Here is a 14,535-nt window from a genome sequence, read left to right as displayed (position 1 = left end):
CCACAAAAAATCCTCTGCAATTGAACAGAGGATAAATGTTATGAGTATTTAGTTTTTCACCGTCTCAAACGGTAATGGTTTAGCCACATCTTCTGATGATTTCGGGCAAGTTGAACAACATTTGCGATCTGAATTCGCACCATAATAGAAGCAGCAGGTACGACGGATTCGTGTGCCATCGTCTTTTACACGGCGCCCCCAATAAAAGTTGGTCAGCTGGTTACAGTTATCCGCAAATACGTCCGCTGAAAGCCCACGTATCAAGAAGCTGTAATCATCACCCACTTGATTTGCAACGTCCCTGAAACGATCTTCCTTTAACTTTTTCTCATATAACCAATAAACATAGATAGCGATATTTTCCCATAGGTTAGGCTTCGGTACTCGTGATACATTCGATACAGCTTGAACGAGCTGATCCATTTTTTGAAACAAATCTTCTGTTATAGCTTGTCGTACATCTTCACGCTCCGAAGTAACTATTGATTCCACATGAAAATCCTTCAAATACAAATTAGGAAGCCATTTGTCTCCAACTGTATTCGGTACAATACCGGCACGTTTAAAATCCATGTCTAATTTCATGTCATGGACCGTCATGAGATACAACGTTGGCAAAACGATATTAAATCCAAGTCTCTTCATAAGCTGAGATCCGGCAACAAAAATACTTTCCGTGTTAAACTCGGATTTAATGTCCTGTAAGTATTTAAGTAGAAAGTCTTTGTCCAACAATTGATCTAAAGTTACCGAAACGTGTTTAGCATAATCAACCATTCTGAAATTGTCTTTTAAATAAATTTTCTCTGATTTCAACAATTGTGCCATGCTGATACACCCTTTGTTGTTTATTGGTTATACATTTATTTACGTGTTTTAAATAACAGATAAATAAAATATGGTGCACCGATAAGAGAGGTAAATACCCCCGCAGGAATTTCTAATGGTGCAAATGCTGTTCGTGCTATTAAATCAGCGACAAGTACAATTACTCCACCAATTAACGCTGAAGTTGGTAAGAGCGCCGCGTAGGTTGAGCCTACCAGTCGACGGGCAATATGCGGTGCCATTAATCCAACAAATCCTATTCCACCGGCAAAGGCGACAGAACCACCTGCTAGTGCCGTAGCTAAAACTAATAGGATTAGTCGATCTCGCTGAACACGGGCACCAGCGTTTGTCACAAGATCATCACCTAGTTCTTGCATGTTAAGTTTTGTGGTATAGAAAAATAAAATAACTACAAGTCCTAATATCCAAGGCGTAATCGTAGCAACCTCTGACCAGTTGGTCCCATTCACGCTACCAGTTAGCCAAATATTAGCGCGAGCTGCTGTGTAAATCGGTCCAAACGTCATGATCATCGTCGTTACCGCCTCAACAGCAGCAGATAACCCAACGCCAATTAGAACTAATTTGACCGGTTGTATTCCATTTCGATTCATGGCTAAAAGGTACACGAAAATACCCATCAAAATAGCACCAATGAGGGATGCGAGTGGTAGCCATTGAATACTAACTGATAATGAATTACTTCGGTCACTAAAAATAACGAGAAAGCCGACTGTTGATAAGGCTGATCCAGCTGTAATCCCAATAATATCCGGTGAGGCAAGTGGGTTTCGAATAATACCCTGCAAAATGGCACCTGACATCGCCAATCCTGCCCCAGCTAAAACAGCTAATAGGATTCTCGGCATTCGGAATTGATTGACCACTAAGTCATGCATGTCCTCACCATAACCAAAGATGGCTTTTACTACATCAAAGGGCCATATTTTCATCTGACCTATCCCTAGACTCGCAATGATTAATGCAACCATCACAAAGATTAGGGACAAAATAACCGTTGTTGCTTTTTTATTGACTAAAAATTGTAGCTTACCTATTTTAAGTTTGACGTAGTTATTCATTTATGCCCCTCCTCGCAATATAAATGAAGAAAGGAGCACCAATAAATGCAGTCATCACACCGATTGGAACCTCTGCTGGCATAATAATATACCGTGCACCGATATCAGCTGAAATTAATAGTATGGCGCCGAGTAAACCACTATAAGGGATTAACCAGCGATAATCATAGCCGATGAACCAACGGGCGACGTGCGGTATAATCAGGCCAACAAATCCAATTGGCCCAGAGATGGCAACAGCTCCACCAGCTAAAAGGACAACCACCATAGCTCCCAACACTTTGACGAGCCATGTTTTTTGCCCTAAGCCTACCGCCACGTCTTCTCCCATCGTTAGTACATTCATTTTCTTACCGATAAATAGTGACACGACCCAGCCTATTAGTAAGTATGGTAATACACCTATTAATAGGTCTAAATCACGACCTTGGACAGCACCCGCTAGCCAAAAGAGCACTTGGTCTAGTGCACGCTCGTCTAATGTTAAAATCCCTTGTGTCATCGATGAAAATAAAGCAGCGATGGCGGCGCCGGCTAGTGTTAGCTTAACGGGGGTTAGTCCATTTGTCCCGACAGAGCCTAAGGCATAAACGGTAACCGCTGCAAGTGCGGCGCCTAAGAATGCCAGCCATGTAAATCCTGTTATCGATGTCACGCCAAAAAAACTAACGCCTAACACAACGAAAAAGCTTGCCCCGGCATTAACACCAAAAATACTAGGAGATGCCAAAGGGTTTTTCGTCAGTCCTTGCATAATCGCACCTGCGATAGCCAAACTAGAGCCGACAGCAGCAGCGATTAAAGCTCTTGGTATTCTAGCTGTTTGTATAATGATATGCTCATTGGATTGATCGTAATGCGTAAATGAATCAATTACCATTTGAGTCGTAATTTTTGTTAATCCTAAAACGATACTTGCCCACATTAATAGTAGAACAATTAAAATTCCGATGATTATTCCGATTACTCGAGTTGATGTTTTCGTTAACATTTTAAGTTACCTTTCAACGTGATTGTCTCACTGCTTTAAGTCTAATCTAATTGATAATCATTGTCAATGAACATGATAATCGTTTTCAATTAAATGAAGGATTAGTATTGACTTTATGATTGAGAACTATTATCATTTAGTTGTGATTGAAAATCATTCTCAATAAATTAATTTACATACAGGAGGAGAACATAATGTTTAAAAAAGGGTATTGGAAAATAGGTTTATTACTATTGGCTCTTGTGTTCTTATTAGCAGCTTGTGGTTCTGACGATACGGATGACAATGCAGACGGTCAAATTGATCAAAGCCAGGAGCAAGACCAAGAAAACAGTGAATCATATACAGTCGAACATGCGATGGGAGAAACACCTATTGAGGGTACGCCAGAACGCATCGTTGTCTTAACAAACCATGGCACAGAAGCACTACTCTCACTTGGTATTACACCTGTGGGTGCTGTGCAGTCATGGACAGGAGATCCTTGGTACGACCATATCTCTGATCAAATGGAAGGTGTAGAGGTAGTTGGAACCGAAAGTAACATTAACTTAGAAGCGATTGCAGCTTTAGATCCTGATTTAATTTTAGCTAATAAAATGCGTCAAGAAGAGTACAGTGAACAATTAAGCGAGATTGCTCCAACTGTTTTTGAAGAAACACTTCGCGGGGATTGGAAAATAAACTTTGAACTGATTGCCGAAGCTTTTAATAAACAAGAAGAAGGGCAACAAGTTCTAGACGACTATCAAAAGCGCGTAGAAGAACTTCGTGCCAACCTTGAAGAAGCAGGTAAGTTAGATACAAAAGTCTCAATGGTTCGTTTTATGCCATCCGATGTTCGTATTTATCATAAAGACTCCTTCTCAGGGATTATTTTAGATGAGATTGGATTAGCTCGCCCTGAATCTCAGGATGTCGATGATTTCGCTGCTAAAGGTGTTACGAAAGAACGAATTGAGGAAATGGATGGCGATGTCATCTTCTATTTCACCTATCAACCTGAAGGCGAAGACGGTGAATCAGTTGAAAGTGAATGGGTTAACGATCCGTTATGGAATAACCTAAGCGCTGTTCAAGAAGGAAAAGCTTATGAAGTTAGTGACACAATCTGGAATACTGCAGGTGGAGTATTAGCTGCTAACCTCATGCTAGATGATCTAGAGGAAATGCTATTATCTGAATAATTGATAAGCATTTAAAAGTTACCCCCTTAATAACTCGCGTTAATTGACGCGAGTTATTTATATTTTTTTACAGACAAAAAAGGTTGACTCACCAAATGAGCCAACCTTTTTTATTTACCCTTTATAATCTTGTGGTTTTACTTCTTCTCCTTTTTTACCTGTATAACGTAATCCCCATCCAGTTAAGGCTGCAATAAGCATTACAATCATTAGCCCCCAACCTTGGAATACAAATGGAACTACTTCAATTGGATTAACACCAGGGATTCCGTAATTATCGATGACCCCATTAATAGTTGTATAAGCTAATAGTACACCACCACTCCACGGGAAGATATATCCTAGCGATGAACTTACGGTATCAAGGAAGTTCGCACGACGATAAGGGTGGAGATTCATGTTTTTACCAATCTTGCTAACGAAAGGAGCTGCTGCAATTTCTGCCGCTGTATTAATGGTAATGAACGTATTCAAGAATGCGACAATCGCATAGATCGATAGTTCTGCTCGCCTAGCTACACCATTAATGATGCGAATAAAGAAGTTCATAATTTTTTCCATTGTACCAGCCAGCTCTAGTAAATGAGACGCCGATAAAATGAAAAGAATTAAGATGGCCATATTGAAATATCCACTTAAACCACCCATTAAGGCACCCTCAACGACAGCACTCCCATCGTCTGCTTGATAAATATGAATAATATCTGTTAACGGAAGCCCTAAAATCGGGAACATAATAACTGACGCCACAATACCCCAAGTTAGAGATGTTAATAGGTGGTGACCACTTAGAGCTAGAATGAGTACTATGGCGAACGGAATGAGGAATATCAATCCTCCTGGAGATACCTCCGCCTTTAATTCAGCAAGTGCGGCTGTATCCCCCAATCCGTCACCGCCACCAAAAATGACAAATAAGATTAATGCAGGAATAGCTGCTGCAATCGAATACTTAAAACGTGAGCGAACAACGCCTGGAACATCTGCCTCCTGAGTTGTCGCAGATACGATTGTTGTATCGGAAACCGGTGCTAAATTATCCCCAAACACCGCACCAGAAAGAATGGCTGCTAATAAGATAACTGGATCAGCACCTAATACAACACCCGCTGGATATACTAAAATACCGAACGCCGCAACTGTACCGTAACCCGTACCAACAGCACTTGAGAATAACGACGCTAGAATAAACGTTAAACCAACAAACATGCCGCCTTCAAATCCGGTTTGGAAACCAAACCAAATTAAACCATCAACTAGTCCACCGGCTTGTAATGATGTCGCAAACATGCCAGCCCAGAACCATGCAATAATCGCGACGACCCCTATTGGTTGCGCCATACCATCAAATAATCCTTGGGCATAGTCAGCCCATTTTGATTTAGATAGTAAAAGTCCAAGTGATAAACCGATGACGATCCCAAGAATTAATGCTGGTTCAGAAACTAAATTGGCCACACTTAAAGCTATCGCCCAAATGATGAAAAAGACAAGTGGAACAGTCGCTATGATAGGTCCACCCCGAAATTCTAGTTTTTCGACTTTTTTCGAGGCCGATGCTTCTTTTAATTCCTCGTTTTGATTCCCCATAATTTGTCCTCCTCTCTTAATTTACTAAATAGTATACAGAAAGTCGGACAAATATACAAAATTATTTGAAAAAATAAAAAACTGACAATACTTATCATGTTTCAAGTGTTTTTGGCAAATTTATCTTACTCTGGATAAAAATTATAAGCTCAACAATAATTGAGAAAAGGACGACCCAAGCCCATATTGGTAATAATGTAATTTGTAACTGGGCAATCGCATTCGGTATTTCATACGCCTCGCTTGTCACCAACGCATTTGTAAAGGCAAAAAACATGCCAAATGTAAAGTTCCGTGACCATTGAGTAATATCATATGTCCACACACCTTTTTTAAAGCCGAATTCATGTACTCGTTTATAAGCTCGAATGATTTCGATGATTTCAACTACAACAAGTAATGAAAATACAATGATCCAAAACGTTATGAGAAATACCGAAGAATATAAATGTGCCGTCACCATGGCTAAACCAGTTATGGATAGTGCCCCATGGATGATACAATTCGTATTTTTCCAATCAGTTGTCAACTTCCATTTCACTGATAAATAACGCTTAAATAGGAGGTATATTCCCGCAACATAAAATATAATACCTAAAATCACAAAGACCTGAAACAAGCTATCAGGAAAATGGCTAAATAAATTTTTCATCAAAATGACGATCGATTGAGTCCCCACGGTTGAAAGAAGAATGACACCATGGATGTACTTCGTCGGTTTCTTTATTAAACGGCCAAAACTTTTGATCATCGTTATTAAAAAGATTAACCAAAGTGTAAAGTTAATGATCGCCATCACTTGTAGAGCAGGTAATAAATTAGGGAAATATTTTAATAACACATTACATAAGACCGAAACGCCTGCTATCCAAGTCCCCATCGTAAAAGACAACACGGGGTTGTTTATAAACGGCACAAAAAAATCCTTTTGGAAAAATTGTATCGAAAGCCTTGAATAAATGATAATCCATGCCATGAATAACAATATAGCCAAGGTCTTACCTAAGTACAAATCCATTATAGGGAAAGCTTGTATTCCACCATAAAGAAAAATCCCGTTGGCCATAATAATCGCACCAGAGGCGGGATCAATTCGTTTTTTTATCATGTTGTACACCTCACTCACTAATATACAATTTTACCAACCCCCGTAGGTTTATGACAAATGGTTGGGTTGAAGTGAGGGTAGCTGTGGACCAAAAAGTAAAATCCCGGATTGCCTAATAGCGAACCGGGATTTTACCTCATCATATCTTCCGTATTCTAAATTCATTTTGAAGCACCAGCCAATTTTGCTTCAGCGGGATACCTAACGCCCAATAGCTAGCCCCCCGCAACCCATAATCCTTAATCGTTTTATATTTGGCTCTCATGCTGCGGGCATCCTCAAACCATACTTCATGACGCTGTCCCGTTTCATCTGTATATTGAAAATACGGTGACTGATGCTGTGTATGGTATTGTATATTGGCACCGTATCGGTTTGCGAGATCTAAAGCTTCATCAAGACTAACCGTTTCCGCAAAAGTCCCCTGCTCCCACGGAATATCCCAATCACGGCCATATAGTGGAATACCCATCAGAATCTTATTCCGTGGTATGACTTGAACGGCATAATCAAGCACCTCACGCACTTCATCAATTGGAGCAATAGCCCACGGTTCACCACCAGCCCAACCCCATTCATATGTCATCAACACGACAAAATCAACTATTTCGCCATGAGCTGGATAATCGTGGGCTTCATATAACAAACCAGTCTGCTCACCAGAATCCTTAGGAGCTAATGCTGTTGTCGTCAATAAACCTTCAGGACGTAATCGATTGACGACTCGACGTAGAAAATTATTATAATTTTCTCGGTCTTCAGGGTAAACGTACTCAAAATCAAAATTAACCCCTACATAACCTTTCTGACGCATAATGTTAAGTAAATTATTGATAAACGTTTCTTGAATGTCTGGATTTCGTAATAATGTAGCCATTAAATCAGAATCAAAATCTTGGTTCACGAAATTAGTCATGACCAATATGGGGGTTGTATTTGTTGCATATGCCGCTTCAAGGACAGGCTGTTCATTTAATGTCGTAATCGTCCCATCTTCTCGGAAAGTATAAGTAAATGGCATTAAATAAGTCAAATGACGACCAACATCTAGTACGTCCCCTCTACCGGATTCATCCACATCCGTTGCATAAGCATTTACTTCGGTAAATGGTTTAGCAGCCATAGGTACCCTTATTTTTTGACCAGGTTGGATTAAGGATGGATTACTAATAGCATTTGACTGAACTAACTCTGAGACCGTTGTTTGATACTGATTAGCAATTATCCAAAGCGTTTCGCCACTCGATACAGTATGAATGCGGTATGGCATCACCAACATATCCCCAACAAATATCAAGCTTGGGTTAACGATATTATTATACGCGGCAAGCTCATTTAAAGGTACATTATAGCGCTGGGCGATTTCCCATAAAGCATCACCTGGTTGAATCACATATTCCGTTTCAGGGTTAGGGACGACTAACGCCTGACCTACAACTAGGACGTCCTCATCTTCTAGACCGTTCGCCAATGCAATTTGGTTAATATCCGACCCATAACGTCTAGCAATCTGCCAAAGCGTGTCCCCACTTCTAACGACATGAATATTCATTGATTTTTTCCTCCTTCTTTAAACCTATATCTATCTTATTCATGTCGTGTTTGTCCTATGGTCTCTATCCACCAATCAATTCATTTCTAGTAACTTCAACATCGCTTGGAACCTCAATATATAAAAATTGATGGAAGCCATCACTCCCTTTAATGTAGGGGATATCAAATAGAGATATTCCCTCTAATTGTCTTAGTGGAAATTCCTTGGCTAAAACTTTTACTTGCATATATTCTCCTGGCTTATTAATCCTTAGTACCTTTTCTCGCTCTGGTCCTCCAGTCAATTCAACATAAAGTTCTGGTAGTTGGTCTAATAGCTCATGATCATAATTCATCATATATTGAGTCACTCTAATCTCATCATAATCATCATTCCGTTCGACGACTTGACTTCCAAATGGGTAGCCTACATTTCCAGTTATCACAATAGGGTTCTTCGTTGCCTTAAATGTCCACTGGTTCACCGTTCTAACCGAATCATCATCATAATCTTCATTTTGTATGGCTTCATTATATTCCTCTCGCAATTCAACCACCTGACCTTGATCTACCTCTTGAACTAAATCTTCACCCTGTACAACAACAAAATATACGGTGGTTGCTATAATTAAAACCGCCACATAACCCACTACTATCGCATTACGTTTAGATGAAAATTTAAAAATGGAAGTCGTTTTGGATACGAATCCTATAATGATAAACAATATAATCAGCAACAATATAATAGGTAATAGACTACTGACTAATTCCATAATTTAGCCTCCAATCCACGCGACACTAGCATACCTAGCATATATATCGGAACACTTGTTAACATCACTTTTAGCATAAATAAAAATATGTTCGATTCATTTCCATAAAACAGTGCGATATCAGCAATTAACTTATTCTCTTGGTAAAGAAGAAAAGCAAACCCTAAAACTATCACAACGATTTTCATGACTTTATTAATCATGGTAAAGTGTCCGATCACATAGCCAATCGATCCAATTAACATATAATAAAAATAACTCATCACAATCGCTAAAATGATATCCCAGAACGTATAATCTATATAAACAACTGCTTCATCAAGCCCATACATCCATATATTCACTAATTTAATTAAAAATCCAGACAAAATGGCCGTAACAGCAGCGAGCAAATATAAGGCCCCTAAAAACATAGCATTTGCCAGGTGTCGACTCCACTGATTAGTGATAAATATTTGATCGGCTAAGCGGTTTTGACTGTTATCAACCGATAATGACATAAAAAACGCCCATAACATCGTAAAAAAGAAGACAATGTCTCCAGATAAATAGTTTATATTGACATCCATTCCACCTAATCGCGTACTCGCATTACCAACCCCTAATACCGAAAAGAACATCGCTATAATCTGAACAACGATTAATGCCTGAAAGGCACTTTTATAGCTTAACCATTTATAGCAAAACTGCTTTTTCGCAACGCTCCATAGACTAGGATTGTTTAAAGACATCGTCTATGCCCCCTTTTGTTTCACTAGTTAAATGCATCGACAGGTCTGCTGCATCGACTTTTGTGACTTGAATACCAGATTCTTTTAGATCAGCTTTTGCATCTTGTGAAAATTGATCACGTACAACGACATATGACTGGGTTGAACCAACATTTTTTCGATAAAATACATCCTCTTCCCTTACATGTGCCTCAATATGTTCTTTAGACCCCGTAAGCCCAACCGCAAACGCTTTGAAATCCTCCATCGATTCATGTATTAAGCATTCACCATTTTTTATTAAAATAATATCCTCCAACAAACCCTCTAATTCATTTAATAAATGACTCGATAAGATAATCGTTCTCGGATGGTTAATATATTCTTTCAGTAATGCGCGGTAAAAGTCCTGACGAACGGAATAATCCATTCCTGTTGTCGGTTCATCAAATACCGTTAATGGACACCTTGCCGAGAGACCAAATATCATATTAAACGTACTTCGCTTACCTTTAGACAATTGGTCGTGAAAAACACCCTTATTCAGCCCAAAATATATCATTAAACGTTCAGCTAACTCTCCATCCCAATTGTCATAAAAAAGACCTGCCATTTTAATAATTTCATGTAGCTTCATCTCAGCTGGAAACACCATTTCATCATCAACAAAAATGGTATTCGCTGACACTTTTAAATTGTTAAATGGATTCTCACCAAAAACTTGAATGCGCCCATATTCTGGCGTTCCGTGTCCAACAATCATTTTTAGTAACGTTGTTTTCCCCGCACCGTTACGTCCGATTAATCCTGTTAGACGATTTTCCATAAACGTTGCATTAAAACCATTTAACGCTTTCGTTCGTTTAAATGATTTTGATACGTTTTGACACGTTATGATTCCCATCAACGATCCTTCCTTTCTTTTCGGACTTGTTGAACGATCTCCATGAGCTCATCATGATCGACTTTCAGGTATTCAGCTTCTTGGACAAGCTCACGTATCATTTGTTTCAAGTTTTCATTTTTACGTTTTAATAAAATTTTGCCTTTAGCATCTGGATTTACGAACATACCTAACCCACGCTTCTTATACAAAATATCATTGTTGACTAACATATTAAGCCCCTTGGCAGCAGTTGCTGGATTAATGTTAAACATTTCGGCCAGTTGATATTGAGAATACATTTTTTCATCTGTCGAAATGTGATCATTTAGTATTTCTGTCTCAAGCCATTCCGCAATCTGCACATAGATGGGCTTAGTACTGTCATGATTCAGAACCAAACTATCACCCACTCTCTGCGGTTTAGTGCATTAGTATTGTAATGCACTAGTTTAATTATAGTTGAGTATGACGATCTGTCAATACATCAAGATATATTCATGAATTATTCAGTGGATGTTCACAATTTGAAAGTCGCGTTATAATTCGCTATGTTAATGTTAAACATGAATATGTTAATTAAGGAGAATGAACCCATGAAACGGTTTTTGTTTTTGTTAATCATAGGGGCTTTAACAGTTTTAGTCGCATGTGGGGATCAAAGTGAATCACAACCTGAAGAAAACATGGAACATGATAACCATGGTAACCATGAAGAAGAGACAGATGACTCGCTCATACCATTGAAGGTCGACGTTTTAGTTGAAGATGAGGTTCAGCTCGGTGAAGTCACCCTTCAAGCCAGAGTCACCCATGACGGTGAACCTGTATCTGAGGCTGATGAGGTCAACTTTGAGGTGTGGGAGGTTGATCATGAAGACGACAGTAAAACGGTCGAAGCCAGTTATACAGAAGATGGCATTTATGAAGCAACTTTCACCTTTGAGGAAACAGGATCGTATGAAATGTATGCTCACGTCACAGCCAAAGCACAGCATACTATGCCTAAAAAAGCTATCGAAGTCGTTGAGGAGTAAATAAATACCCCAACTTCAGCCCTCTGAAGTTGGGGTGTCTTACGCTTCCACAGCTTCTCTTACTTCTTCTATTTGCTCAACATCTAACACTTTTTTCAAATGGACTAAAATGAGTAATCGATCATCATGCTTGGCTACACCCGTTATGTATTCCTTCTTGACTCCACCGACCATTTGTGGAGGCTGTTCAACGGAATTTGGATCGATGTCGATCACTTCTTTAGCCTCATCTACTAATAATCCAATACGTAAGCCTTCAACTTGAACAATTAAAATACGTGCCTCAGATGTATGCTCAGTTTGTCCAACATCTAATAAGTGACGTAAATCAACGACAGTCGTAACTTCACCGCGAAGCTCGACAATCCCTTTAATATAATTAGGGGCCTGAGGAACTTTCGTAAATTCAGTTACTTTTTCAATTGATTGTACTTGATCAATCGGGACACCAAAATGTTCATCACGCATTCTAAAGACAACATTCTTTTCCATAAACGACACCACCTTATATGATATGGAACTTTTTACTTATGCCATATAGTCTTAAAGTATTATAAAAATCGTAACCTAACACTTAATTGAAGTCAATACTTGGATAGCATGCTACAATTTTATAAGAGGTGATGAAGATGAAAATTTATGTTGATGCGGATGCTTGTCCGGTTAAAGATATCATCATTGAAGAAGCTGGCAAGCGTGATTTTATAGTTGTCTTAGTGAAAAGCTATGCCCATTACTCCAATAAAATAGAAGAACCCCATGTGGAGACGATTTATGTCGATTCGGAGCATGAAGCGGCCGATTATAAATTGATGCAAATCGTTCATCCCGGCGATGTCGTTGTGACCCAAGATTATGGACTAGCCTCCCTTTTAATGGCTAAACAATGCACCATCCTGCACCATAAAGGGTTTATATATACCCCGGATAAAATGGACACCCTTTTACATTCACGCTATGCAAGTGCCATGGAACGTAAAAGCGGAAAACGCACTAAGGGGCCAAAAGCGATGACAGAAACCGACCGTGAGAAATTTAGAGTACGTTTCGTAAAAGCAATCGACAACTAATACAATCTAACTGCTGTATACATATACCAGCTCGTTAATCCAATTAGAGCCACAGCCATTAAGATGGTATAAGTCCGCGTTTGAAAAAACGAAAAATACGACTGACCGATCTGCCAGCCTATAATGTATATCGGAAATGATATGATAAGCGCTAAGAACGTAAGCCCAATTAAAAATAACGTCACCTCAATCCATCCGTCAATATTATGTCCACTTTGATTCACGAGCCCTACGATTGCGAGTGAGATATAGATTGGATATAAATTAACAATCGTTACCCCGATAAAGTATAAAAGCATTAAATAGTTATCTTTCATCCTTTTCACCCATTTCCAACCCATTTTCCTTCATTTATAATCCCCAATTTTACACTTTTAATTGAATTTAATCCACAATATTCCAAATCTATCATTCTGAACATTCATGAAAAACAAATGATTCTCGTCACGTCGACAAAATCTCCTGACTTAAATCCTATTTACTACTATTTTTTAATAGTGGTAATATTTTAGCAATTATTGATTTGGAGATGCCTTTTAGTCATACACCACGAATAGAGCCATATATTTGACACTGTCGTGTGTTTTAAAAAATTTTGAAAGGAGAAATGTCGTGAAAAAATTATTTGTATTTGTTAGTGTGCTCGTTTTATTACTGATGCCACTGCAAACTGGTTTTGCTGATGAAGCTAAAACCGAGCTCAGCAAGGAGTATTTAGTTCAATTTGATGGCCCAGCGAAAAAAGGGGTCCTACAATCATTTGGTGTTGAGGATCAAGATATCCTACACACATATGATGCTTTACCTGTTTACCACTTAGAGTTAACGGATAAACAGGCAAAAGGATTACAAAATCATCCTCAAATTAAATACGTTGAGGAAAATGCCGAAGCAAAGGCAATTGCGCAAGACGTTCCTTGGGGTATCCCACATGTTGAGGGAACGCAATCACAAAATGATGGCTATGATGGATCAGGTGTTAAAGTAGCCATTTTAGACACAGGAATCGACCGCACACACGACGATTTAGATGTTGATGGTGGATATTCTGTCTTTGGTGATTCACCATACAACGATGGAAATGGCCACGGTACGCACGTAGCAGGTACCGTAGCAGCTTTAGACAACAATACTGGCGTTTTAGGAGTCGCTCCAGATGCTTCATTATACGCTGTAAAAGTGTTAGATGCTAATGGTAGCGGTTCATATGCAGGGATTGCAGAAGGTATTGAATGGGCGATCCAAAACGATATGGATATAATCAACATGAGCTTAGGTGGCTCTCAAAGCTCATCTATTCTAAAACAATTCTCTGATTTAGCTTATGATAGCGGTATTTTAGTTGTAGCTGCAGCTGGTAATAGCGGTAACTATTGGGGCTGGGGTGACACAGTTGGTTATCCAGCTAAATATGATTCCGTAATTGCCGTCGCCGCTGTTGATCAAAACAACAACCGCGCCTCATTCTCAAGTCATGGTCCAGCTGTTGAGATAGCCGCTCCTGGTGTAAGCGTATTAAGTACAGTTCCAGGAAACGGCTATGACTCGTTTAATGGTACGTCAATGGCATCACCACACGTTGCTGGTGTAGCTGCACAGGTTTGGGAGGCAAAACCACGCTTATCTAACGCACAATTACGCTCACTACTAAACCAATCAGCACAGTATTTAGGCAACTCAAACTACTATGGTAATGGTTTAGTTCAATCTTATGATGCAATAAGCTACTAATCAATGAAA

The 14,535-nt window shown here is 39.2% G+C and carries 16 protein-coding genes; 4 read left to right on the top strand and 12 right to left on the bottom strand.

The genetic code is table 11. The features are described from left to right. Window positions 1-48 precede the first annotated feature (48 nt). The 3 genes from BLP77_RS07315 to BLP77_RS07305 are packed head-to-tail and all read right to left on the bottom strand — an operon-like array spanning window position 49 to window position 2,904. The gene (locus BLP77_RS07315) at window positions 49-828 is read right to left on the bottom strand and encodes an IucA/IucC family C-terminal-domain containing protein (protein ID WP_093856473.1); all 780 of its coding nucleotides are present in this window, start codon (window positions 826-828) and stop codon (window positions 49-51) included. A gap of 35 nt (window positions 829-863) precedes the next feature. Next, window positions 864-1,913, bottom strand: coding sequence for a FecCD family ABC transporter permease (locus tag BLP77_RS07310; RefSeq protein WP_093856472.1), 1,050 nt, complete (start codon window positions 1,911-1,913; stop codon window positions 864-866). Continuing rightward, window positions 1,906-2,904 carry a FecCD family ABC transporter permease gene (locus BLP77_RS07305; RefSeq protein ID WP_093856471.1) on the bottom strand — a complete coding sequence of 333 codons (999 nt, stop codon included), beginning with the start codon at window positions 2,902-2,904 and terminating at the stop codon, window positions 1,906-1,908. The genes BLP77_RS07310 and BLP77_RS07305 overlap by 8 nt, the downstream gene beginning before the upstream one ends. Window positions 2,905-3,098: 194 nt before the next feature. Between BLP77_RS07305 and BLP77_RS07300 the strand changes: the two genes are divergently transcribed. Then, complete coding sequence (locus BLP77_RS07300) at window positions 3,099-4,091, top strand: ABC transporter substrate-binding protein (RefSeq protein ID WP_093856470.1); 993 nt, start codon at window positions 3,099-3,101, stop codon at window positions 4,089-4,091. Window positions 4,092-4,205: 114 nt separating this feature from the next. Here the strand turns inward: BLP77_RS07300 and BLP77_RS07295 are convergent, their stop codons facing one another. The 7 genes from BLP77_RS07295 to BLP77_RS07265 all read right to left on the bottom strand — a co-directional run bounded on the left by BLP77_RS07295 (window position 4,206) and on the right by BLP77_RS07265 (window position 11,089). Then, window positions 4,206-5,681 (bottom strand): Na+/H+ antiporter NhaC family protein, encoded by a 1,476-nt coding sequence (locus tag BLP77_RS07295; protein ID WP_093856469.1) that lies wholly within the window; start codon window positions 5,679-5,681, stop codon window positions 4,206-4,208. 94 nt (window positions 5,682-5,775) lie between these two features. After that, the gene (locus BLP77_RS07290; RefSeq protein WP_093856468.1) at window positions 5,776-6,789 is read right to left on the bottom strand and encodes a TDT family transporter; all 1,014 of its coding nucleotides are present in this window, start codon (window positions 6,787-6,789) and stop codon (window positions 5,776-5,778) included. 139 nt (window positions 6,790-6,928) lie between these two features. Beyond that, on the bottom strand, window positions 6,929-8,341 hold the full coding sequence (locus BLP77_RS07285; RefSeq protein WP_093856467.1) for a glycoside hydrolase family 18 protein: 1,413 nt from the start codon (window positions 8,339-8,341) through the stop codon (window positions 6,929-6,931). Between the two features lie 64 nt (window positions 8,342-8,405). Continuing rightward, window positions 8,406-9,095: a hypothetical protein gene (locus BLP77_RS07280; protein ID WP_093856466.1), complete on the bottom strand. Its 690-nt coding sequence runs from the start codon at window positions 9,093-9,095 to the stop codon at window positions 8,406-8,408. Continuing rightward, entirely contained in the window at window positions 9,086-9,826 is a 741-nt protein-coding gene (locus BLP77_RS07275; RefSeq protein WP_093856465.1) for a hypothetical protein, read from the bottom strand. Before BLP77_RS07275 ends, BLP77_RS07280 begins: the two co-directional genes overlap by 10 nt. Next, window positions 9,807-10,709, bottom strand: a complete 903-nt coding sequence (locus BLP77_RS07270; RefSeq protein ID WP_093856464.1) for an ATP-binding cassette domain-containing protein — start codon at window positions 10,707-10,709, stop codon at window positions 9,807-9,809. Before BLP77_RS07270 ends, BLP77_RS07275 begins: the two co-directional genes overlap by 20 nt. Beyond that, the gene (locus BLP77_RS07265) at window positions 10,709-11,089 is read right to left on the bottom strand and encodes a GntR family transcriptional regulator (RefSeq protein ID WP_093856463.1); all 381 of its coding nucleotides are present in this window, start codon (window positions 11,087-11,089) and stop codon (window positions 10,709-10,711) included. Before BLP77_RS07265 ends, BLP77_RS07270 begins: the two co-directional genes overlap by 1 nt. A 195-nt stretch (window positions 11,090-11,284) precedes the next feature. Here BLP77_RS07265 and BLP77_RS07260 point away from each other — a divergent pair, with 195 nt between their 5' ends. Beyond that, entirely contained in the window at window positions 11,285-11,725 is a 441-nt protein-coding gene (locus tag BLP77_RS07260; protein ID WP_176752988.1) for a FixH family protein, read from the top strand. A gap of 39 nt (window positions 11,726-11,764) precedes the next feature. On the opposite strand, the gene BLP77_RS07255 is transcribed toward BLP77_RS07260, so the two are convergent. Continuing rightward, complete coding sequence (locus BLP77_RS07255; protein WP_093856461.1) at window positions 11,765-12,217, bottom strand: chemotaxis protein CheW; 453 nt, start codon at window positions 12,215-12,217, stop codon at window positions 11,765-11,767. Window positions 12,218-12,354: 137 nt separating this feature from the next. Between BLP77_RS07255 and BLP77_RS07250 the strand changes: the two genes are divergently transcribed. After that, window positions 12,355-12,795, top strand: coding sequence for a YaiI/YqxD family protein (locus tag BLP77_RS07250; RefSeq protein ID WP_093856460.1), 441 nt, complete (start codon window positions 12,355-12,357; stop codon window positions 12,793-12,795). On the opposite strand, the gene BLP77_RS07245 is transcribed toward BLP77_RS07250, so the two are convergent. Beyond that, on the bottom strand, window positions 12,792-13,112 hold the full coding sequence (locus BLP77_RS07245; protein ID WP_093856459.1) for a hypothetical protein: 321 nt from the start codon (window positions 13,110-13,112) through the stop codon (window positions 12,792-12,794). The two genes, BLP77_RS07250 and BLP77_RS07245, sit on opposite strands and share 4 nt — an antisense overlap. Window positions 13,113-13,407: 295 nt before the next feature. Here BLP77_RS07245 and BLP77_RS07240 point away from each other — a divergent pair, with 295 nt between their 5' ends. Beyond that, window positions 13,408-14,526, top strand: coding sequence for a S8 family peptidase (locus BLP77_RS07240; protein ID WP_245686823.1), 1,119 nt, complete (start codon window positions 13,408-13,410; stop codon window positions 14,524-14,526). The last annotated feature ends 9 nt before the right edge of the window (window positions 14,527-14,535 follow it).

Origin of the sequence: Tenuibacillus multivorans, from assembly GCF_900103915.1 — a bacterium.
Taxonomy (GTDB): domain Bacteria; phylum Bacillota; class Bacilli; order Bacillales; family Alkalibacillaceae; genus Tenuibacillus; species Tenuibacillus multivorans.
The sequence above is the reverse complement of the archived record's forward strand: the minus strand, read 5'-3'. Positions and strand labels throughout refer to the sequence as shown.